At 59.9% G+C, this 20,698-nt stretch carries 18 protein-coding genes and 1 pseudogene; 8 read left to right on the plus strand and 11 right to left on the minus strand.

The window, feature by feature from the left end; translation table 11 throughout:
* Genes K0F88_RS29460 through K0F88_RS29505 form a run of 10 tightly spaced genes read right to left on the minus strand, consistent with a single transcriptional unit; the run spans position 1 to position 11,000 of the window.
* On the minus strand, positions 1–1,137 hold the full coding sequence (locus K0F88_RS29460) for a glycosyltransferase (RefSeq protein ID WP_094471740.1): 1,137 nt from the start codon (positions 1,135–1,137) through the stop codon (positions 1–3).
* Positions 1,130–2,098: a glycosyltransferase family 2 protein gene (locus tag K0F88_RS29465; RefSeq protein WP_094471741.1), complete on the minus strand. Its 969-nt coding sequence runs from the start codon at positions 2,096–2,098 to the stop codon at positions 1,130–1,132. The genes K0F88_RS29460 and K0F88_RS29465 overlap by 8 nt, the downstream gene beginning before the upstream one ends.
* Positions 2,095–3,462, minus strand: a complete 1,368-nt coding sequence (locus tag K0F88_RS29470; RefSeq protein ID WP_094471742.1) for an O-antigen ligase — start codon at positions 3,460–3,462, stop codon at positions 2,095–2,097. The genes K0F88_RS29465 and K0F88_RS29470 overlap by 4 nt, the downstream gene beginning before the upstream one ends.
* Positions 3,459–4,547, minus strand: coding sequence for a glycosyltransferase family 4 protein (locus K0F88_RS29475; RefSeq protein WP_094471768.1), 1,089 nt, complete (start codon positions 4,545–4,547; stop codon positions 3,459–3,461). Before K0F88_RS29475 ends, K0F88_RS29470 begins: the two co-directional genes overlap by 4 nt.
* Positions 4,544–6,136, minus strand: coding sequence for a Wzz/FepE/Etk N-terminal domain-containing protein (locus K0F88_RS29480; RefSeq protein ID WP_094471743.1), 1,593 nt, complete (start codon positions 6,134–6,136; stop codon positions 4,544–4,546). The genes K0F88_RS29475 and K0F88_RS29480 overlap by 4 nt, the downstream gene beginning before the upstream one ends.
* A 17-nt stretch (positions 6,137–6,153) precedes the next feature.
* Positions 6,154–7,179 carry a polysaccharide biosynthesis/export family protein gene (locus tag K0F88_RS29485; protein WP_094471744.1) on the minus strand — a complete coding sequence of 342 codons (1,026 nt, stop codon included), beginning with the start codon at positions 7,177–7,179 and terminating at the stop codon, positions 6,154–6,156.
* A gap of 22 nt (positions 7,180–7,201) precedes the next feature.
* Positions 7,202–7,849: a CpsD/CapB family tyrosine-protein kinase gene (locus tag K0F88_RS29490; RefSeq protein ID WP_094471745.1), complete on the minus strand. Its 648-nt coding sequence runs from the start codon at positions 7,847–7,849 to the stop codon at positions 7,202–7,204.
* Positions 7,850–8,596 (minus strand): sugar transferase, encoded by a 747-nt coding sequence (locus tag K0F88_RS29495; RefSeq protein ID WP_094471746.1) that lies wholly within the window; start codon positions 8,594–8,596, stop codon positions 7,850–7,852.
* Positions 8,593–9,651: an NAD-dependent epimerase gene (locus tag K0F88_RS29500; protein WP_094471747.1), complete on the minus strand. Its 1,059-nt coding sequence runs from the start codon at positions 9,649–9,651 to the stop codon at positions 8,593–8,595. The genes K0F88_RS29495 and K0F88_RS29500 overlap by 4 nt, the downstream gene beginning before the upstream one ends.
* A complete protein-coding gene (locus K0F88_RS29505) occupies positions 9,648–11,000 on the minus strand; it encodes a UDP-glucose/GDP-mannose dehydrogenase family protein (RefSeq protein ID WP_094471748.1) in 1,353 nt (450 codons plus the stop codon). Before K0F88_RS29505 ends, K0F88_RS29500 begins: the two co-directional genes overlap by 4 nt.
* A gap of 388 nt (positions 11,001–11,388) precedes the next feature.
* On the opposite strand from K0F88_RS29505, the gene K0F88_RS29510 reads away from it, so the two are divergent.
* The 8 genes and pseudogenes from K0F88_RS29510 to K0F88_RS33080 form a co-directional block, all read left to right on the plus strand.
* The gene (locus K0F88_RS29510) at positions 11,389–13,086 is read left to right on the plus strand and encodes a sulfatase-like hydrolase/transferase (RefSeq protein ID WP_094471749.1); all 1,698 of its coding nucleotides are present in this window, start codon (positions 11,389–11,391) and stop codon (positions 13,084–13,086) included.
* 181 nt (positions 13,087–13,267) lie between these two features.
* Positions 13,268–13,936: an ABC transporter ATP-binding protein gene (locus K0F88_RS29515; RefSeq protein ID WP_094471750.1), complete on the plus strand. Its 669-nt coding sequence runs from the start codon at positions 13,268–13,270 to the stop codon at positions 13,934–13,936.
* Position 13,937: 1 nt separating this feature from the next.
* On the plus strand, positions 13,938–16,409 hold the full coding sequence (locus tag K0F88_RS29520) for an ABC transporter permease (protein ID WP_219097515.1): 2,472 nt from the start codon (positions 13,938–13,940) through the stop codon (positions 16,407–16,409).
* Positions 16,399–17,454 carry a lipocalin-like domain-containing protein gene (locus K0F88_RS29525; RefSeq protein ID WP_219097516.1) on the plus strand — a complete coding sequence of 352 codons (1,056 nt, stop codon included), beginning with the start codon at positions 16,399–16,401 and terminating at the stop codon, positions 17,452–17,454. Before K0F88_RS29520 ends, K0F88_RS29525 begins: the two co-directional genes overlap by 11 nt.
* A gap of 62 nt (positions 17,455–17,516) precedes the next feature.
* Positions 17,517–17,759: a hypothetical protein gene (locus K0F88_RS29530; protein WP_094471753.1), complete on the plus strand. Its 243-nt coding sequence runs from the start codon at positions 17,517–17,519 to the stop codon at positions 17,757–17,759.
* A 10-nt stretch (positions 17,760–17,769) separates the two neighbouring features.
* On the plus strand, positions 17,770–17,943 hold the full coding sequence (locus tag K0F88_RS29535) for a hypothetical protein (protein ID WP_176457791.1): 174 nt from the start codon (positions 17,770–17,772) through the stop codon (positions 17,941–17,943).
* A gap of 86 nt (positions 17,944–18,029) precedes the next feature.
* The gene (locus tag K0F88_RS29540) at positions 18,030–18,608 is read left to right on the plus strand and encodes a hypothetical protein (protein ID WP_094471754.1); all 579 of its coding nucleotides are present in this window, start codon (positions 18,030–18,032) and stop codon (positions 18,606–18,608) included.
* Positions 18,609–18,912: 304 nt separating this feature from the next.
* Positions 18,913–19,229: pseudogene (locus K0F88_RS33080) on the plus strand (vancomycin resistance protein); the annotation flags it as partial.
* Positions 19,230–19,444: 215 nt separating this feature from the next.
* Here K0F88_RS33080 and K0F88_RS29545 read toward each other — a convergent pair.
* Positions 19,445–20,608 carry a DUF6708 domain-containing protein gene (locus K0F88_RS29545; RefSeq protein ID WP_374039758.1) on the minus strand — a complete coding sequence of 388 codons (1,164 nt, stop codon included), beginning with the start codon at positions 20,606–20,608 and terminating at the stop codon, positions 19,445–19,447.
* Between the last annotated feature and the right edge of the window lie 90 nt (positions 20,609–20,698).

Here is a 20,698-nt window from a genome sequence, read left to right on the forward strand (position 1 = left end):
TCAACGGTTTTGCTCAGGGTTCCACTGGGCGTACCGCTGCCCCCGCAGGAACTGCCACAGACCGATACTCATCCCGGCCAGGGTCACCAGAAGGAACGCGGCGAGACGGAAAGGTTTGGGCAGCCGGTGTTGCGAATCCAGCAGGCCGGCGATGGCCACGGCGTAACCAAGCAGTTGTGCGACCAGGCTGAGGCGATAGAAACCGTGTTCTTCCCACAGCCAGAAATTGCTCAGCAACAGCGGCAGCAACAGGATCGGCGCCAGCCGGCGGATCAACTTGTGGCTGATCAAGGCAATCGAATACAGGCCATGCTTCAGCGGATTGAGCAGCTCGCTGCGCTGGGCCAGGCTTTGCAGACCCCCGACGGTGACGCGCTGACGACGACGGAATTGTTTGTCCGCTTCGTCGACGCCGTGGTCGATCACCTGCGCCTCGGGCACATAAACAATGCGCTTGAACGCCACCGGCGCGCAGGTGCTGATGAAGAAGTCATCGTTGACCTCGGCCGGCACCTCCTGGAACAACTCACGGCGCAGGGCGAGCAGGGCGCCGTCGGCGGAGACCATGCAGCCGGTGCGGTTCTCCACGCGGCGCAGCCAGCCTTCGTAATGCCGATAGAGGCTGTCGCCGATGCTCAGGCCACCGCCGGTGACCGGGATCACCATGTGCCCGGCGCATGCTCCGACCTGTGGATCGCACAGCGGCGCCAGCAGGTGACCGAGGGTGTCGCGGGACCATTGGTTGTCGGCGTCGGTGAACACCAGAATGTCCCCGGTACTCAACGCCACGCCGGCATTCAGGGTCGCGGCCTTCCCCTGGCGGGGCAGGTCGAGAATAGTGATGCGCGGGTCGATGACTTTGCGCGCACAGGCCACGGTGTCATCGGTCGAACCGTCGCTGGCCAGAATGATCTGCAGCGAGGCCGGCTGATAATCCTGGGCGAGCAAGGTGCGCAGCTTGTGTTCGATGTGCCGCGCCTCGTTGTGCGCGGCAATCACGATGCTGATGTTCATCGGTTCCGGCGCCGCATGACGCCGCGCCGCAAACAACGGCGCCAGTAGCGTCAACAACAGCGGGTAACCGAGATAGGCGTACACCGGCAATAACAGGCACAACCAGAAAATGAATTCAGCCACGGGCAGGCCTCCTGGCTTTCCAATGACACATGCTGAGGATGAACGCGGCACCGGCCAGGTGCAGACGCAGCCAGTGCAGGCCCCAGAGTTGCAGAGTCAACAGCAGGTCGCGGTGCTTGAGGGTCTGGCGCATGCTCAAGGCGAGCGCCGGAATGCTGGTCAGGAACAACATGAGCGCCGCATGATGAGGGAAGCCATCGAGCAGGGCGGAGATCGCCAGGAAATCCAGGAACCAGGCGGCGAGTGACATCAACGGAAAGCGCAGCAACCGCAGACTCATCCCATGGCTGCGCAGGAGCTGCAGATGGCTGCCCTGACGCCAGAATTCCTTGCCCATCCATTCACGCCAACTGCCCTCGTAACCCCAATGCAAGGCGACGGTCTGATTGACCGAGAGCAGGCGGGCGCCCGCGTGGGAAAGGCGCATGGTGAAATCCTTGTCCTCGCCGGTGCGCAGGGTCTCATCGAAACCGCCGACCTTGTCGAACCAGGGGCGGCGCATCAACAGGTTGGAACTGGGCAGCCAGCGCACCGTTTGCACTGTCTCGTTGTTCGGACGCAAGGTGCGACGTTGCCAGGCGTTGGCGTACCACGGGGCTTCGGCCGGGGTGTGCAAATCCAGCCCGAGGACGTCGACCTGAACCGCGGGCTCGATTTTCAACAACAGCGTGAGCCAGTCTTCGGGCATCTCGACGTCGGCATCGATGAAGGCCAGCCAGTCTCCGGTGGCGACAGCGGCGCCGCGATTGCGCAAGGCGCCAATCATCAAGCCCGGCAGCACCAGCACCTGCGCGCCCAGTTGCCGGGCAATGTGCGGGCCCTGATCTTCGGAGCCGTTGTCGGCCACGATCAGCTCACATTCCAGCCCGGCGGCGATGGCGGCGCGTTGCGCTGCCAGCAGGGTCCGGGCGATGTGATGGGCTTCGTTGTACATCGGGATGACAATACTGATGCGGCTCATGCCTTGGCCTCCACGAGTGGGCTTTCTTCGGCTTTCAAACGCAGCACGCTGGTCAGGGCGAGCATGATCCACACGTACTTCTGGTTGGGCGCGCTGAGGAACATCAGGAACAGGGCCAGCGACAGAAAGCTCATGCTCAGGTGCGTCAGCAGATCCGCCTGCTCGCGGTTGCTTCGCTGTATCCATGCACGACGGGCGCGGACCAGGTTGTACAAACCGAGGCCGAGCATGCCGACGAACAACAGGCCGGCGGGAATCCCCAGTTCACTGAAGATTTCCAGGTAGGTGTTGTGGGCGCGGCGGTACAGGTCACCGATTTTGCGGTTGGCCGAAAACGCCTTGGCGTAACCGGTGGTGGCGTAGTGCAGGGGGAAGGTGCCGGGGCCGGTGCCCAGTAGCGGGTTCTCACGGATCATCTCGCTGCCGACCACAATGTACGAGGCGCGACGGCCGAGGGATTGGTCCTGACTCTTGGCGCCAGCGCTCAAAATGCTCAAGGACTGAATACGCTCGATGTAACCCTTGGGCATCGCATAAAGGGCCAGCGGTATCACGATCACCAGGCCCAGCATGGCAAACCCCAGATGCCGTGGACGGATGCGTTTGAGCTCGAGGCGGTAGTGCCAGACGCCGATCATCAGGCTGAGGAACAGCACCACCAGCCCCGAACGGGATTCGGTCTTGGTCATGCCGCCCAGCAGCAAAATGCAGCAAGCGACCCAGAACACCCGATGCAGGAAGTGCGGGCTGCGCACCACCAGCAGCAAGGCGAGTGGCACGGCGAAGGCGATCAGCATGGCAAAGGCGTTCGGGTCTTCCAGCAGGCCGGCAGCGCGCCCCTGGTCCTGATATTTACTGGAGAACATTGCCAGCACGCAGGTCGCCGTGACACTGATAGTGACCATTTTGGCGAACAGGTTCATGTTCATCTCGCGGCCGATCAGCAGGGTGATCACAAACAGCACCAGGCCGACACTCAGCTCCCGCAGATGCCCCATCGACATGTCCATGTTGTCGGTGTTGATCGTGCTCAGCAGGTACAACGCCATGAACCAGATCAGGTAACGCCAGATATTGCTGCGCAGACGATCGGAGGGAATCTGGTGGATGGCCAGTTGCAGCATCAGGATCACGGCCAGTGACGCGCCGAGGAACTTGGTGCCCGACAGCGAACTGTCCTTGAAGAAACCTTCGAACGGCACCAGCGCCGCAATCCCGAGCAAACCCCAGGTGGGTTTTCGGTAAAGCATCGCGACACCGACCAGGCCCAGCACCGCCCCCGGCGCCAGATACGGATAAGGGCTGGCCAGCAAACCAAGGCAGACCAGGCCGAACAAACTGACGATCGAGAGCGGAAAGATCACGCGCGTGCCTCCCGTGCAGTACGGAGATAAAGTTGCGACCAGCGTTCGGCCAGGGCCTTGAGGTCGTAACGGTCCAATTGCGTTCGTTTTGCGTTGTCGATCAGGTCGCGGGCCATGGCCGGTTCAGTCAACAACGAGCCGATCTGCCGGGCGAGGGCGGCGCTGTCGGCGGGTGTCGCCAGCAGGCCGTTGTGCCGGTCTTGCAGCACATCGGGAATCCCGCCGACGCCAAACGCCACCACCGGCACGCCGGCTTGCATCGCTTCGAGCAGAATCATCGGCGTGCCTTCGGTGCGCGAGCTGATCACCAGCGCATCGAGTTGTCGCCACCACACACTCATGTCGGTCTGGTAACCAGGCAGGGTGATGCGGTCCTGTAAACCCGCTTCGTTGATACGCGCCAGCAGCGCCTCCCGTTCCGGGCCGTCGCCGAGCATCACGGCGTCCAGTTGCGGGTGTTGCCGGCAGAGTGGAATCAGCGCATCGAGAAAAAAGTCCGGGCCCTTTTCACTGCTCAGCCGCCCGACGTAACCGGCCAGCCAACGCTGGCGGTCCACGCTGTGCGGCAACAGTCCGGTAGCCGCCGGTAAACCATTGGGAATCACCTGCAGCTTTTCCGCCCGGACGCTGGCCTGACGGCACAGCACGGCGATGCTTTCGGCAACGCAGACCACGCGATTCACCGACGCGGTGCGGCACAGTTGCAGGCTCAACCAGGTGTAGAACTTCTGCTTGCGGCTGCGCGGTGTGAAACCGTGCTGGGTAATCACCAGCGGCAGGCGCAACAACGTGGCGCCCACCCAGCCAAACAACAGGCCCTTGAAGTTGTGCGTATTGATCAACGGCCGTTCCGCCCGGCGCTGGCGCAAATGCGTGAGCAGTTGCCCCAACCCCGCGCAACCCCGGCAGTCGACCCCCGCCTGGCGAAACCGCGCGATCAAGTCTGGCGGCGCATCGAGAAACAGCACTTGGTGCTGCCCCGGCGTCGCCAGGCAATGGTCCAGCAGCATCCGCTCAGCCCCATAGAAGCCACCGCTGCTGAGCAAATGAATGATCGGCAGGGAAGGGATGAGCGGCGCGTTCAATTGCGCACCCAATGCACGAGGCCAGGCACAGACCAGTTGCTGTGCGGATTGGTCGGTTCCACGTTCTGATCGTTGATCACCAACAGCACCGGCAAGCCCAGTTCGTGGGTGATTTGCGCTGGGTGTTTGAAACGGTGATCGAAGAACTCACGCACGTAGACCAGGGCAATCGCCAGCAACAGACCGGTGAACAACCCGAATGGAATGATCAGCATCGGTTTCGGAAACGCCGCTTCGGTGGGCTCATACGGCGGGCTGAGCACCCGTGCGTTGGACAGGTCGTTGTCCAGCGAGCGTGCGCTGCTGCTTTCGGCGAAGCGCTGGGCATAGGTCGAGAACGCCGCATGCAACGCGTTGATCTCGGTGTCCATCTGCCGCAGCTTGCTCTGGGTTTCCTGCAACTGATGGATGCGGTTCTTGAACTCGGCAATGCGCGCGGTTTTCTGGTCGATCACCGAGCTGACAATCGCCAGGTCAGTGTTGCGCTCCTGAATCCGGTTGCTGACTACTTTCAGAAACTGCTGACGGGTGCGGGCAATTTGCTCGCGGGTCAGCAACATCGGTTCGCTGCCTGGCTGGAAGATCGCCAGGTCGTTCATGTAACGGCTGACCTGCGTGGTCAGGGCCTCACCCATCTGTTTGATCTCGCGGTCTTCAAACGCCACGTTGTCCACCGTGGTGGTGAAGGTGTAGGGGAAGGTGTAGTCGTTGAGTTTCGAGTTGCTCGCTGCGGCCAGGCTGGTTTTCAGGTAGTCGAGCCAGCGTTGGCTTTGCAGCAGGCGGTCGCGGTACAGGTTGAGCGCTTGCTCCTCGGTGTTGATGGCGTTGAGGCGGAAGGTGATTTCTTCCTTCGGATCGGACGAGCCGACCGCTTCAAGCAGACCCAGCCGAGTGCCTTCCAGACCATCGAGACGCACCTGGTATTGCTTCTTCTTGGTTTCGTAGAACGACTGCGGCAAGTCGATCGATTGCAGTGCCTGACGGCTCGTCAGGTAGTTCTGCAGCAAGGCTGCGACAAACTTGGTGCCTTGGGCCGGATTGTCGAAGCTGTAGATGATGGAGATCACGTTGGAGCCTGGCAGGGTCTCGATTTTCAGACTGTCGATCGCCTGTTGGGTCAGAGCATCCAGCGCCGTGTCGCGTACCGGGTCGGTTTCCAGGCCCAGGGTGGCTTTCATCGGGTTGATCACGTATTCACGCAGTGGCGTGGTCACGTACTGTTTGAAGGGCTGGGTCACCAGTTTGTTGAAAACGCCAGGGGTAGGCGTGTACTCACCCTTGTCGCGCAACTCGCTGATGGTCTGCCGGATCAACGCCGGCGAGCGCAGGATATTGCTCTCGGTTTCCATGTCCGCCAGGGACGGTGGAATGAACGAGGCGTTCTCCTGGTTGAGGGACGTCGTGGCGTCTCCCTGTGAGAGTTTTTTGGACTGCACGATCACCTGGGCGGTGATATCGAAGCTCTGTTTGAGCATCAGCGGCAAGACCAGGGCGATCACTGCAAAGACCAGGAAGACTCGTTTCACCAACTGCTTGTTGGCGAAGAAGATCCTGAAGAACTCGTGCAGGTAGTTTTCCTTTGGATTCATGGTCGGTCACCTGAGAGTCAGTTGTTGTTGCTGTCTTTGTTGTCGACGCGGTAGCCGAAGCTGAAGCCCACGCCCTGGAACAACACCACGTCCGCCAATTGCCGCGCGAGCTCACCGGCGCTGGCCAGTTTGGTCTTCGGCACATAGAGCATGTCGTCCGGTTGCAGGTACGCGATCTGCGACGCATCGCCGGCGAGCGCTTTTTCGACGTCATAGCGCACGGCCTGCACCTGGTTACCGTTGCGGCGCATGATCATTACCGAATCGAGCCGTGCCTTGGTGTTGCTGCCACGGGCCAGGGTCAGCGCTTCAAGCACCGAGACCGGCCGGCGAATCGGGTAGGAACCCGGTTGGCCAACTTCGCCCAGCACATAGATTTCGTTACCCGCCGTGGACTTCAGCAGCACGTCGACGGTCATCCGCCCCGGCAGTTGCGCGTAGCGTTTGTTGAGGAAGGTTTCCAGTTGATTGACGGTCATGCCTTGCAGCGGCACGGCGCCGATTTCCGGGAAGCTGGCGTAGCCGTCGGTGCCCACGGTGATCTCCCGGCTCATGCCGGTAGCGGGGTGGTTCAGGGCACTTTTGAGGTTCGACTCGTTGCTCAACGGGCTGATGACCTGCACGGCCAGCTGGTTGCGGTTAGGCTGGAACAGCTGTTTGCGCTGGTAGGCGCGCTGGATTTCCTCACGCGCCTGTTCGGACGTCAGCCCGGCGATTTTCACCGAGGTGTTGGCGCCCGGCAGTTCAATGGTGCCATCGGGCAGCACCAGTTGATTGCCGTTGAGCTGGCTGGCGGCGGTGAAGTTCAGGCCGATCTGGTCACCGGACTGGATGCGGTAGGCGTCCGAGCCGCTGGTGCTGATGTGAAAGATCACGTCCAGCACGTCCTGTGGCCGCAAGGTCTGTTCGACTTTGGGCATATCGGTGGCCTGGGCATTGGCCGGTGAGGCCGTGAGGATATTCACCGGCATGTTCTGGGTTTCGGAAGTGCTGGAGCAACCTGCAAGCGGCAGCAACAGCAGGACAAGCATTTTGGCGTTCATGTCGTCATCCTTTTCTGATTGCTCACAGGTTTTTGTAGAGCCATTTCGGCATGTAGTACTTACGTCGGTTGAAGACGCTGCCGACCAGTTTTGCGCCGGCCTGGGTCAAGCGCTGAACCGCCGCCTGGGCCACTTCCCAGCGCGTATCTTCGGAGCGCACGACCATGATCACGCCGTCCACCTGGGTGCTGATGATCATGGTGTCGGCGGCGGAATACACCGCGTCGCCGTCGATCACCACAAAGCGATACTGACTGCCGAGCTGATCGAGCAACGGGCCCAGGCGTTCGGGTGTCAGGTGTTCGGTGCCGCGCACATACCGGCCGTTAGGCAAGATGTGGAAGGGCAGGCTGGACACATTCACCACGCAGTCCTGCAGCAATGGCGGGCTCTGGGTGTTGAACAGCAGGTCGCGAAAACCGCGCTCCTTGGTCAGCCCCAGCTGCTGCGTGAGGTTGGTCGATGACTGGCTGGCATCGACCAGCAGCACCTCGCCGCTACTCATTTGTGCCAGCTGACTGGCCAGCGCCAGGGCACTGGTGGTGGTGCCTGCGCCGGGGTTAGCGGCGGTGAGGAATAGGATCCGCAGATCTTGATCGAGCACGGTCGACGTCAGGTTGGACTCGCTCGGGTTGGCAATGCTTAGGCTTTTGGCTGATGAACCGTCCATTTAACTCGCTCCGTGGCCGCTGAATACTTTGAAGGGGGTTTTCAACAGGATCTTCAGATCAAGCAACAGGCTCTGCTCGGCGATATAGCTGAGGTCCAACTCAACGCGCTGGTCGAAGTCGATATTGCTGCGCCCGGAGATCTGCCACAGGCCGGTCATGCCGGGGTAGATGCTCAGGCGTGCAAGGTGATTGTCCTTGTAGCGGTACGCGTTGAACGAGGTTGGCCGCGGGCCCACCAGGCGCATGTCGCCCATCACCACATTGATCAGGTTCGGCAGCTCATCCAGGCTGCTGCGCCGCAGGAAACCACCGATGCCGGTGATGCGCGGATCCTTGTCGATCTTGAAATCGATCGCGTCGGCGCCGTGCTTGTTCAGGTGACGCAGGGACTCCTTGAGCTCCTCGGCGTTGGCCACCATGGTGCGAAACTTGTACATGCCGAACTTGCGACCGCGGTAGCCCGTGCGTTTCTGCACGAACATCACCGGTCCCGGGCTGCTGAATTTGATCGCCAGCGCCAGGCCCAACAGGATGGGCGAGATCAATAGCAGAATGACCAGCGCGCCGAAGCAGGCGACCACGCGGTTGGTGCGTGACAACGTCCAGGGGCGACCGCCGTCACGGCCGGTCATCCAGCCACGACCCTGCATATGGATCGCGGTGTCGAGGCGCATTCGGTGCTCCGGGTCCAGGCGCTTGTCCCGGCGCATCTGTTGCAGGGGCACCGTTTTTTCATGTCCAGTCATAGAATCCTCCGCTGAAGTTCAGCCGCTAGCGGCGCGTGGGCGATAGGCAGTGGGTAGTAATCGCGGAACCAGGCGATGAAGCGCCCGAGTCCCTCATCCAGCTCGATACAAGGCTGAAATCCGGTCGCCCGAGCCAGGTCGCTGGCATCGGCGCAGGTGTTGAGCACGTCGCCCGGCTGCAGCGGCAGCAACTCGACGAGGGCTTTTTGTCCAAGGTGTTTTTCCAGCAGCGCCAGGTAATCCTTGAGCTCCACCGGGTGCTGGCCGCCGATGTTGAAGATCCGCCACGGCGCCATGCTGCTGGCCGGGTCCGGTTGTTCACGGTCCCATTCGGCGTTGGCTTGCGGTGGACGCTCGATCAGGCGTGCGATGCTTTCGATGATGTCGTCGATGTAGGTGAAGTCGCGCTGGTGCTCGCCGTAGTTGAACAACTTCAGCGGCGTTCCTTCGGCAATCGCCCGGGCGAACTGGATCGGCGACATGTCTGGCCGCCCCCAAGGCCCGTACACGGTGAAAAAACGCAGGCCGGTGCAGGGAATGCCATACAGGTGGCTGTAGCTGTGGGCCATCAGCTCGTTGGCTTTCTTGGTCGCGGCGTACAGCGACAGCGGATGGTTGACGCCGTCCTTCACCGAATAGGGCGTGTGCTGGTTCGCGCCGTAGACCGAACTGGACGAGGCATAGATCAGATGCTTGACCGGGTGGTTGCGGCAGCTTTCGAGAATGTTGAGGAACCCGCTCAAATTGCTCTCGAGGTAAGCCCTTGGGTTCTCCAGCGAGTAACGCACCCCGGCCTGGGCGGCGAGGTGAATCACCACCTCAGGCTTTTCACGGACAAACAGGGCCTCGATGGCCGGACCGTCGGCCAGGTCAACCGTCGCGAGCTGGAAAGCGCCAACCTGCTCCTGCACCCAATCCACGCGGTCGTGTTTGAGTTGCGGGTCGTAGTAATCATTGAAATTGTCGAGGCCTAGCACCTGGTGCCCGTCACGGATCAGCCGCAACACGCAATGGGCACCAATGAAACCGGCCGCTCCGGTGACGAGAATCTTCATGGTCGCGGCGCCTCGGGAACGATGTGCCGCAGGCCAATGCCGCTGTAGTGCAAACCGGCCGCCGCCACTTGTTCCGGGTTGTAGAGGTTGCGACCGTCGACGATCACCCGCGAGCGCAGTTTGCTCGCCAGCAAGTCAAAGTCGACCACACGGAAGTTCTTCCACTCGGTGCAGATCACCAGGGCGTCGGCATCTTCCAGGGTGTCGTCGCGGGTGGCGCACAGGTGCAAGTTATTGCGGTAGCCGTAAATGCGCCGGCATTCGGACATGGCTTCCGGGTCATAAGCCTGCACGCTCGCGCCTTCGGCCCAGAGCGCTTCCATCAGGTAACGGCTGGGGGCTTCGCGCATGTCATCGGTGTTGGGCTTGAACGCCAGGCCCCAGATCGCGATGGATTTGCCGGCCAGGCCGTTGGGGAATTGCGCTTTCAGTTTGCTGAAGAGGATGTGACGCTGACTGTCGTTGACGTCGGTGACGCTGCGCAACAGGCGCAACGGCATGCCGTTATGTTCGGCAGTGTGCAGCAGGGCACGCAGATCCTTGGGGAAGCACGAGCCGCCGAAACCGCAACCCGGGTAGATGAAGTGGTAGCCGATGCGTGGGTCCGAACCGATGCCTTTGCGCACCGCTTCAATGTCAGCTCCCAGCAGCTCGGTGAGGTTGGCCAGTTCGTTCATGAAACTGATGCGCGTGGCGAGCATCGCGTTGGCCGCGTACTTGGTCAGCTCGGCGCTGCGGTTGTCCATGAACATGATCTTTTCATGGTTGCGGCAGAACGGCGCGTAGAGCTCGCTGAGCTGGCCGCGGGCTTCTTCGTCGTCGGTGCCGACGATGATCCGGTCCGGGCGCATGCAATCGGCGAGGGCGCTGCCTTCCTTGAGAAACTCGGGGTTGGAGACCACCCGCACAGTGAGGGCGCTCTTGCCACGGCGCAGCAGTTCTTCGTTGGCGGTGGCAGACACCTGGTCCGCGGTGCCGACCGGCACGGTGGACTTGATGATCAGGGTGCGATCGGCCTCCATGTAACTGGCGATCTGGCGGGCTACATTCAGTACGTGACTGAGGTCGGCCGACCCGTCTTCATCGGCGGGCGTGCCGACGGCGATGAAAATCAGCTCGGCGTGTTCGACTGCATCGCTGGCCTGGGTCGTGAACAGCAAACGGCCGGCCTTGATGTTCTCTTCCAGCGTGCTGGATAACCCCGGTTCGCTGATCGGCGGCACGGCCTGTTGCAATTGCTTGATCTTGTTCGGATCGATGTCGACACATAAGACACGATGTCCGACATCGGCCAGTGCCGCTGCTTGTATCAGGCCAACATAGCCCGTACCAAATACGCTCACGTCCATATTGGCGTGCCTCGTAAGACGGTGGAAAGAACTTAAATAAGACTGTCAAAAGGGGTATAGCCCAGCGCTGGGAAAACGTGTCAGCAAAATGACATGTTGCACTGCTATAACAGCCCCATTTTTGGGGCGTTTTGCCATCAAGTGCTTGCCGCTGCTGGATTTGCCGCGGTTTTGACGGGTTTTTCACATGTCGAAGAAAACGATAAACGGTCGTAGGGCATGAAACACAAGGGTTGTAGCGGTTCGAGTGTGTCAGATTTGAGTCAACGTTTTTTTGACGCTTTGTGTAAAAACCCGACATTTCTTGCGCTTTGATGGCCCGGTGCTAGTGTCAAAAAATGGCCGACAATCTATTGGCCAACGGACGGCCGCGAGCATCGGAAAGACTATGATTCGATACCTTAAAGAACTGCTCTTAGTTCTCTACTTATTCAAAAATTACGACTATTACCTGGAACGCCTGAGCGCAATGGGAATAGGTTTTCCAGTGCTGCTGTTTGGCGGGATGTTTATCGCGCTAACCGTGGCGCTTTTTATGACCGCTTACATTCGCCAGACATTGATCCGTCATCTATTTGCCCTGGTGATGTTTGTGTCCGCGGTGTTTTTCGATGTCTATACCCGCGTCACGGCCGACTACCTGACCTACAGCAGCTTCGTGTCGCTGGTGTATTCCGGTGGGTTCATTCAGGAGGCGGCGTACCAGTACCGCGACGCGATCATCAGTGGGGTGGTCGGCGGCTTGCTGCTGTTGTTCGGCATCGGGCTCAAACCGCGTCGGCGAATGCCATTGCCCGGTGCGTTGCTGGTGGCGGCGCCGGTGCTCGGGGTGCTGCTGCTCAGTGCGGTGTTGTTTGTGCGCGCTGGCGAAGGCGCCCGTGGCCTGCCGATCATGTACACGCCGCTGGCTTATTTGAATCTGTTCACTTATGAAGCCCTGCACAACACCGTCGGCCCGCGCGAGCCTGTGAGCCTGGCGCGCAACGACGCGCCGCCGGGGCACGACATCGTGCTGGTCATCGACGAAAGCATTTCCGGCAACTACCTGGACATCAACGCGCCGTTCGGTGTGCACAGCAACCTCAAGGAACCGCGCCCGGGCGTCGCGATCTTCAATTACGGATACGCCGCGTCCATTGCCAATTGCAGCGCCGACACCAACATCACCCTGCGGTACGGCGGCACCCGCGCCGACTACATGCGCATCAACAGCACGATGCCGTCGATCTGGCAGTATGCGAAGAAGGCGGGCCTGCGCACCGTGTACATCGATGCCCAGCGCACCGGTGGCAACTTGCAGAACCTGATGAACGAAGCCGAGAAAAAGGACATCGACGAATTTGTGCAGTTCGACCAGACCAGCGTGCGTGATCGCGACATGGCGGCAGCGGCGAAACTGATCGACCTGCTCAACGACGGCAAGCCTGAGCTGGTGGTGATCAACAAGGTGGGCGCGCATTTTCCGGTGCATGACAAGTACCCGGACGCGTTCATGGCCTATCGTCCGACACTGCCTCGCGGGCAGTTTGTCGAGATCGCGGACACCGGCAAGCGCGATGGCTTCAACGGTCAGCCGGATGACTGGCTGCTGTACCGCAATGCCTACAAAAACACGCTGCTGTGGAACGTCGGGGAGTTTTTCTCCCGGGTTTTCGCCCAGGCGGACATGAGCAACGCGCTGCTGATCTACACCTCGGACCATGGGCAAGACCTGCATGAACGAGGCAACCCAGGGTTGAATACGCACTGCGGGGGCGATCCGGTGGAAGAGGAGGGCCTGGTGCCGCTGGTGGTGATTCAAGGCGATCAGTTGCGCACACTGGATTGGCCGAAGGCGCTGGCCGCGAACAAGGATCGGTCGAGTCACTACAACATCTTCCCGACGCTGTTGCAGTTGATGGGCTATGACTTGGCGGGGATCGAGTCGGTGTATGGCAAGCCGTTGAGCGTGCCGACCGCGGACGAGTTTACGTTCAACTATCGGTTCAATGCCCGGTTGGGGGCGAAGCCTGAATGGAAGCATATTGATCTGAAGAGCATTGTGACGCCGGGGCAGGCGGCGACGAGTGTGGCGGTGGGGCAGTGAGGTTTTGGGTTGTCTGATCCGGCCTCTTCGCGGGCAGGCCACGCTCCCACGGGACCGCGTTGTTTACCAATGCTGTGAACGACGCGGTCCTGTGGGAGCGTGGCTTGCCCGCGAAGAACGATAACGCGGTGCCGCTACCGTCCGCTATCCTAGGCGCACTGCCATCAGCGAGCCTCCCCCCATGCTTCAGGTCAAGGGCGTCTTCAAAAGCTACGCCACTGCGCAAGGTCCGTTGCCGGTGCTGCAAGGTGTCGACCTGACATTGAAACCCGGCAGCAGCCTGGCGCTGATGGGCGAGTCGGGCAGTGGCAAGAGCACCTTGCTGCACTTGATCGCCGGGCTGGACAAGGTCGATCGCGGCAGCATTCAAAGCGGCGAACATCGGCTGGACCAGATGAACGAAGGGCAACTGGCGAACTGGCGGCGGACTGAAATTGGCCTGGTGTTCCAGCAGTTCAACCTGATCGGCAGCCTGCGGGTCGAGGACAATCTGGCGTTTCAGGCGCGCCTGGCCGGGCGGCATGATCCGCGCTGGCAGGCGCATCTGGTGCAGCGACTGGGCTTGAGTGATTTGCTGCGGCGTTACCCTGAGCAGCTCTCCGGAGGGCAACAGCAGCGAGTCGCTTTGGGTCGCGCCCTGGCGTCGAAGCCGAAATTGCTGTTGGCCGACGAGCCCACCGGCAGCCTCGATGAAGCCACCAGCGATGAAGTATTGAAGTTGCTGCTGGAATTGCTCGACGACAGTCCTACCACCCTGTTGATGGTCACGCATAGTCATCGCGTTGCCGCACGCCTGGCGGAACAAGTGGTGCTGCACCGCGGCCATCTGGCTGGCGCGGGCGAGCACTGAGGTGCGCGTCTTTCGTGAAACGTTGCGGGCGCTGCTCAGCCATTGGTGGCAGCACCCGGTGCAATTTTTCAGTGTGCTGGCCGGGCTTTGGCTCGCCACCAGCCTGCTGACCGGCGTAGAGGCACTGAACAGCCAGGCGCGTGACAGCTATGCTCGAGCCAGTCAGTTGATCGGCGGCGAACCGCAAGCCAGCCTTAGTGCGCCCAGTGGCGCGACCTTTTCCCAGCAACTGTTTGTCGACCTGCGTCGCGCGGGCTGGCCGGTATCGCCCGTGTTGCAAGGGCGGGTGACGCTCAAGGGCCATGAGGAGCAACGTCTACAGCTGATGGGCATCGAACCGGTGTCGCTGCCGGCCGGCTCGGCGGTGGCGGGGCGGTCGTTGGCGATCGAGCAAATTGTCGAGTTTTTCACCCCGCCGGGCCGCACCTGGATTTCGCCGCAGACTTTGCAAGCGTTGGGTCTGCATGAAGGTGAACAGCCGCTGAGCGTGAGCGGCGTGGCATTGCCTCCGCTGCACGTTCAAACCGATATGGCCCCCGGCATGTTGCTGGTGGACATCGGCTTCGCCCAGCAGATTCTCGGCCTGCCGGAGCAACTGTCGCGCCTGCTGTTGCCCAAGGATTTCAGTGCCGCACTGCCCGATCAATACAAAGGCCAGTTGCAGCTCAAAACCAGTGGGGAAGAAAACAACCTTTCGCGGTTGACTGAAAGCTTTCACTTGAACCTCGATGCCTTGGGGTTTCTGTCGTTTGTAGTCGGCTTGTTCATCGTTCACGCCGCGATCGGGCTAGCGCTGGAGCAACGTCGAGGCTTGCTCAGAACCCTGCGCGCCTGTGGGGTCAGCGCTCGAATGCTGATCACGTGTCTGGTGGTTGAGCTGGGAGCGCTGGCGCTGATCGGCGGCCTTGCCGGCGTCGCCAGCGGCTACCTGCTGGCCAGCGTGCTGTTGCCGGATGTGGCCGCCAGTCTGCGCGGTTTGTACGGTGCCGAAGTGGCGGGGCAGTTGAGCCTCAGTCCGTGGTGGTGGTTCAGCGGTGTGGGCCTGAGCCTGCTCGGCGCGTTGCTGGCCGGGGCCAACAGTCTGCTGCGGGCGGCACGTCTTCCGTTGCTGGCTTTGGCCGATCCGCAGGCCTGGCATCAAGCTCACGCGCGCTGGTTACGGCGTCAGGGTTGGGTCGCGGCACTGGCTGCTGTCATCGCGCTCATCGCCTTGTTCCGGGGTGAGAGCCTGGCCAGTGGCTTTGTGCTGATGGCGGCGCTGTTGATCGGTGCCGCACTGGCCTTGCCGGTGGTGCTGAATCTGGTCTTGAACCTGGCGTTGAGCCGCAGTCATTCGGTGCTCGGCCAATGGTTTCTCGCCGACTGCCGTCAGCAACTGCCGGCGCTGAGCCTGGCCCTGATGGCGCTGCTGTTGGCGCTGGCGGCGAACATCGGTGCCGGCAGCATGACCGCCGGTTTCCGCCAGACCTTCAACGACTGGCTCGAACAACGGCTGACCGCCGAGCTCTACATCAATCCACAAAACCCGGCACAGTCCCGAGAACTTCACACCTGGCTCAAACAGCAGCCTTCACTGACGGCCGTGCTGCCCAACTGGCAGGTGTCGATCCAGCTCCAAGGCTGGCCGGCAGATATCTTCGGCGTGATCGATCACCCGACCTACCGCCAGCATTGGCCGCTGCTGGAAGCCTTGGGCGACAACCCCTGGGACCGTTTGGCCAAGGACGATGCGCTGATGCTCAGCGAGCAACTGGCCCGGCGCTTAAAGGTGCGGCTCGGCGATCACCTGACCATTCCCACGCCGGGCGGCCCGTGGTCGCCGCGGATCGTCGGGATCTACGCCGACTACGGCAATCCCAAGGGCCACATACTGGTGAACGGCAATCATCTGCTGCGCGGGTGGCCGCAGCTCACGCCCAATCGTTTCAACCTGCGCATCGAGCCCGCGTTGATTGCGCCGTTCCTCAAAACGCTGCAAACACGTTTCAGCCTGGACGACAGCCGAATCGTCGATCAGGCGCGGCTCAAGGGCTGGTCCACGCAAGTGTTCGAACGCACCTTCGCCGCCACCGCCGCGCTCAACAGCCTGACCCTGGCCGTCGCCGGTGTGGCGTTGTTCATCAGCCTGCTGACCCAGAGCCAGAGCCGCCTCGGCCAACTCGCGCCGCTGTGGGCGCTGGGCGTGACGCGGCGGCAATTGATGTTGCTCAACCTCGGGCAAACCTGGTTGCTGGCGGTGCTGACGCTGGTGCTGGCGTTGCCGTTGGGGATCGCGTTGGCGTGGTGCCTGGACACGGTGATCAACGTGCAGGCATTTGGCTGGCGATTGCCGTTGCGGGTGTTTCCGTTGCAGCTGTTGCAGTTGATGGGCCTGGCGTTGTTCGCGACCTTGCTGGCATCGGCGTGGCCGCTGTATTCGCTGTATCGCACGCAACCGGCGGACCTGCTGAGGACGTTTGCTCATGAGGATTAAGGTCGGTCTTTTGTTATTGGCGTTGCTGAGCGGCTGTGATGATTCGGTGCCTGAGGAGAAGGGCTTCGCAGGTCTTGGTGGTGACGCCTCCGTATTCACACCAGTGGTGCCCGGCCGGGTGTTCAGCTTCCCGGCAGACCACGGTCCCCACGATGGTTTCCGAATCGAATGGTGGTACGTCACCGCCAATCTCAAGGATGACCAGGGTCGCGAGTTTGGCGTGCAATGGACGTTGTTTCGCAGCGCGTTGAAAGCTGTCCCGGAGCAGTCGGGTTGGGGCAATCAGACCATTTGGCTGGGGCACGCAGCCGTGACGTCGGCAACCGCCCATCACGCCGCCGAACGCTATGCCCGTGGCGGGGTTGGTCAGGCGGGGGTGAGTCTCGCACCGTTCAATGCCTGGATCGACGATTGGCGTTTCAGCAGCCAGGGGCCCGATGCCTTGGCAGATCTGCAACTCAGCGCGCGGGACAAGGGCTTCAGCTACCAATTGCGGTTGACGTCCACCCGTCCACTGGTGCTTCAGGGCGACAAGGGTTTCAGTCAGAAATCCGAACAAGGGCAGGCGTCGTATTACTACAGCCAGCCGTTCTTCCAGGCCAGTGGCGCGCTGGAAATCGATGGCAAAACTTATCAGGTCAGCGGTCCGGCCTGGCTCGATCGCGAATGGAGCAGTCAGCCGTTGACGGCCAATCAAACAGGTTGGGACTGGTTTTCGCTGCACCTGGACAGCGGTGAACAGGTCATGCTTTATCGCATGCGGCAAAAGGACGGCGCGCCTTATCTCACAGGCACGTGGATCGATGCTCAAGGCCAGACTCAGTCATTGCATGCCTCCGACATCAGCCTCACACCGCAGGACACTGCCAAAGTCGCCGGCCGTGAAATGCCGGTGCGCTGGGCGATCAAAATCCCGGCCAAACATCTCGACATCTCCATCACCGCCCTCAATCCCAACGCCTGGATGGATTTGCGCATTCCTTACTGGGAAGGCCCCGTGCAATTCAAAGGTGGCACGGGTTATCTGGAAATGACCGGGTATTGAGTCGGAACTCTCGGTTCGGCGACGGCCTCCTAAGTTAACAAGCCCATTCAATGGAGCCCGTCATGAGCGAAGACCTCAAGCCACCTGACCTCGATGCCTGGCAGCGCTTGTTCGAAGACAAGGCCTACTGGCAGCAATCCCCCGACGCCCACTACAGCGAACTGCTGCGGGTGGCCGACGACTTGCTGGGGCAGGGCGCCATTGACCTGGAACAGTGGCAGACATTGAAGGCCAAGGCCGAGCAATCCCACAAAGACTCGCCTTCCGTAAACGTCGCACAAGAGGTCGATGATCCCGAAGCCTGAGGAGATCCACATGAAACCCCAATCACCCGACATCGAAAAACACCCCGACGAACCGCGCCCAGCGGGCGAAGTCGAGCGCGACAACGACGCCCTGCGCTCCACCGATCCGACCCGGCGCAAGGAAAGCGGCAAGGGCACGCAAAGCGGTGAATCCACCGCGCAAGAAACTGCAAAAAATCCCTGAACTGCGTCTATGCTGAGTTGCACAGTCGGCGCTGACCCTCGGGCCAGAGCCGTCTGCTGCCACCCAATCACAGGGAAAGTATGCTTATGAAACTCCACGCACTGACGAAAGCCATCACCCTCGCTACCTTGCTGTCTACCACCAGCCTTGGCGCCATGGCTGCGGACATTCCGCTGTCTGCCGTTGTGGAAGCGGACGAGGTCACCACCAAAGTGGTCTCGGTCGACGCGGCGAATCACCGGGTTGTCCTGGAAGGACCGGAAGGGCGTCAGGTCCACGTGCAACTGACCGACAAGGCGAAGAACCTTGGTAATCTGAAAGTCGGCGATCAAGTCGACGTCAAGGTCACCAGCGCCGTCGCCGCCTACCTCGACACCGATGTCGACAAAGGCTTGCCAGGCACCGTCGAGCGCACCGGCGAAGTCCGTGCAGCCCCTGGCAGCGACAACCCGGGCGGCGAAGCCTACCGCCAAGTGCAGGTTCAACTGAAAATCACCAAAATCGACTTGAAGAAAAACCAGCTGACCTTTGAAAACCCTGCCGGCCAGTCCAAGACCATCGACGTTGTACGGCCCGAAGTTCAAGCAAAACTGAAAGACCTGAAAGTTGGACAGAGTGTCGTCGTGACCTACACCGACATCCTCACAGTGACCAGCAAACACTGAAGTTGAGTATTAGCTCTATATATTGATTGTTCTTGTACAGTTTTTTTGTATAAGAACAATCAGTTTTAATGGTCTAGCTGGTGAGTTTTTGTCGTCGTACAAATAATATTTAAGATGACATTTAATTAATGTTGTATCGATAAATTTCATGATTATGTATGCGGACAACTTCGCCAACTTCCATTAAAATACTTCCCGTTCGCCCAGTGGCAAGGCTCTTTACCAGTGCATGGATTGCCGAGGCCATTACACTGGGCGAACACCTCCCGGGTACGATATGCACCTGCAGCAGCACGTCAACGCCGAATCCCGCATGTCGTTTCGCGACCTCAAACACACCTCCAAGCTCATTCGTAAACTCGGCAACTCCGATATTTTGCGCTGCAACACAACAAAGTCATCAACCTCAAACAGGCCGTGTCATCAATAACGACATAGTCATCGCGTCGGGTGAATACTTTTCCTTCTGCCGCCCGACCCGCAAACGCGGTTACGTCGAAGGCATGGACCTGTCATTTGGTGGCCATTCATTCGCCGCTTTTAGTGGTGGAGCGGTCAAACCACAGCTTCGATCGGTTTCCTGATGAAGGTCGGATACTGCCATTCGGTTCAGAGGCGGCGAAGTAAAGGGCAGGGGAGTGAGGTGTTGGAGAATGAGCGGCTTTATAGGAAGCTGGTGGTTGTTAAGTATGAGGTTGGGGAGAGTTTGTTGGCGGTGAATGTATAAAAAAAGGGCGATCATAAGATTGCCCGTTTTTTGTTATATAAAGCTGTGCCTGTAAACGTCAGCCTATGACATCCAGCAAATCGCAGCCGTTGCGTCGCGCCCTTTGACTTCATAATGCCGAACTATCTACCGGCGCCTTTTCCTCGTTTTTGCTGAGGTTGGTCTTAAAGTACGTCATGAAATCCTGTCCTTCAGCAAAGGCTCTTTCGATCTTCGCACTTTGCTCGTTCAAAGCTGAGCTCGGCTTGGCCCACTGTTTAGGCGGAAGGGGTTTTGACCACTCAGCAATGGAGTCCGGCAGAGATTTCATGCTGAAACGATGGTCCCATTCTGCTACCCAGTACGGAAAACGCCACCAAGTGATCAAGTGTGTCAGGTACCACCAACCAACTCCTAATGCGGAACGTTCGTTGTGCTGGTATTCCTCGTGCATGTCTTGTCGTTCTTTATCGAAGGTGTGGCGACCCTCGTAGGGTGCTTTACCAGGGCAGAACTCCGGTCCTTTTTCCATGTAGGTACGTATGGCTTCCCATTTGCCTAGTCCATGAACAGGAGTCATGACCTCCTGTGTGAGAAAGTGCACCGTATCGGCCTTGGGATTATCTAGGGCCATGCCAAAGGTGTAGCTACTGATTACGCCTACTCCAGTGAATCCGGTGCTGACTGAGATCCACGCAACCGTGTCTTCCCAAGGCTGGATCACGGCTTCGTCGGAGCCATTTGGGAAGAAACAGACCTCCCGGCGTTGACGGTTAAATCGGATGGGTCTGGCGCGGGCTTTGTTCCTTGTGGTGCTGATAATCGCGTACAGGCCAATCAGCGCTGCTCCCCCTCCACACCAGAGCGCTAGTGATATTCCGAACTCAAAAAAATCGTTGAAGTAAAACCAGAAGCTTCTGCCGAATGGGTTTATGAATGCTGCGAAGCCCATCAATGTTGGGAGAACAAACAGACAAACGATAACTACGACTGTTGGGAGTGACACAGCTAATCGTGCTTGGAAAGACTTGGTGAGATTGCTGCCCAAGTCCAGATAGGTGTCGTTGACTTCAACAAAACTTCCGCCGAGATCCATTGGGATTTGCCCGGTAGGGATGGGTAGTGGCGAGAAAAACACCGCATCGCCAGTATTAAAACGTCGAGATTCACCAGCGATGGGGCGCTGGTGCTTGAGATTAAATTCATCGTTATTCATTGATTTGGATGGCATGTTATTCAACCGGAAAGTGGTGAGTCGGGCAGCTACAGGAAGTCGCTGTTGACCAATAGCCATGGGGCATCGGTTGTGCGCGACTTTAAAACAGAGACAGCCGAAAATAGTTTGCCATTTTGCGCGTTCAACGTCGTAGTTTCGAAGCGTTTC

It is taken from the genome of Pseudomonas sp. UMAB-40, assembly GCF_900095275.1.
Classification (GTDB): domain Bacteria; phylum Pseudomonadota; class Gammaproteobacteria; order Pseudomonadales; family Pseudomonadaceae; genus Aquipseudomonas; species Aquipseudomonas mandelii_B.

What these genes read in the sequence shown, in the direction of transcription:
- K0F88_RS29465 (WP_094471741.1), bottom strand. Translation starts at nt 2,098, where the DNA reads ATGAGCCGCATCAGTATTGTCATCCCGATGTACAACGAAGCCCATCAC.
- K0F88_RS29480 (WP_094471743.1), bottom strand. Translation starts at nt 6,136, where the DNA reads ATGAATCCAAAGGAAAACTACCTGCACGAGTTCTTCAGGATCTTCTTC.
- K0F88_RS29485 (WP_094471744.1), bottom strand. Translation starts at nt 7,179, where the DNA reads ATGAACGCCAAAATGCTTGTCCTGCTGTTGCTGCCGCTTGCAGGTTGC.
- K0F88_RS29490 (WP_094471745.1), bottom strand. Translation starts at nt 7,849, where the DNA reads ATGGACGGTTCATCAGCCAAAAGCCTAAGCATTGCCAACCCGAGCGAG.
- K0F88_RS29495 (WP_094471746.1), bottom strand. Translation starts at nt 8,596, where the DNA reads ATGACTGGACATGAAAAAACGGTGCCCCTGCAACAGATGCGCCGGGAC.
- K0F88_RS29500 (WP_094471747.1), bottom strand. Translation starts at nt 9,651, where the DNA reads ATGAAGATTCTCGTCACCGGAGCGGCCGGTTTCATTGGTGCCCATTGC.
- K0F88_RS29505 (WP_094471748.1), bottom strand. Translation starts at nt 11,000, where the DNA reads ATGGACGTGAGCGTATTTGGTACGGGCTATGTTGGCCTGATACAAGCA.
- K0F88_RS29510 (WP_094471749.1), top strand. Translation starts at nt 11,389, where the DNA reads ATGATTCGATACCTTAAAGAACTGCTCTTAGTTCTCTACTTATTCAAA.
- K0F88_RS29515 (WP_094471750.1), top strand. Translation starts at nt 13,268, where the DNA reads ATGCTTCAGGTCAAGGGCGTCTTCAAAAGCTACGCCACTGCGCAAGGT.
- K0F88_RS29525 (WP_219097516.1), top strand. Translation starts at nt 16,399, where the DNA reads ATGAGGATTAAGGTCGGTCTTTTGTTATTGGCGTTGCTGAGCGGCTGT.
- K0F88_RS29530 (WP_094471753.1), top strand. Translation starts at nt 17,517, where the DNA reads ATGAGCGAAGACCTCAAGCCACCTGACCTCGATGCCTGGCAGCGCTTG.
- K0F88_RS29535 (WP_176457791.1), top strand. Translation starts at nt 17,770, where the DNA reads ATGAAACCCCAATCACCCGACATCGAAAAACACCCCGACGAACCGCGC.
- K0F88_RS29540 (WP_094471754.1), top strand. Translation starts at nt 18,030, where the DNA reads ATGAAACTCCACGCACTGACGAAAGCCATCACCCTCGCTACCTTGCTG.
- K0F88_RS29545 (WP_374039758.1), bottom strand. Translation starts at nt 20,608, where the DNA reads ATGGCTATTGGTCAACAGCGACTTCCTGTAGCTGCCCGACTCACCACT.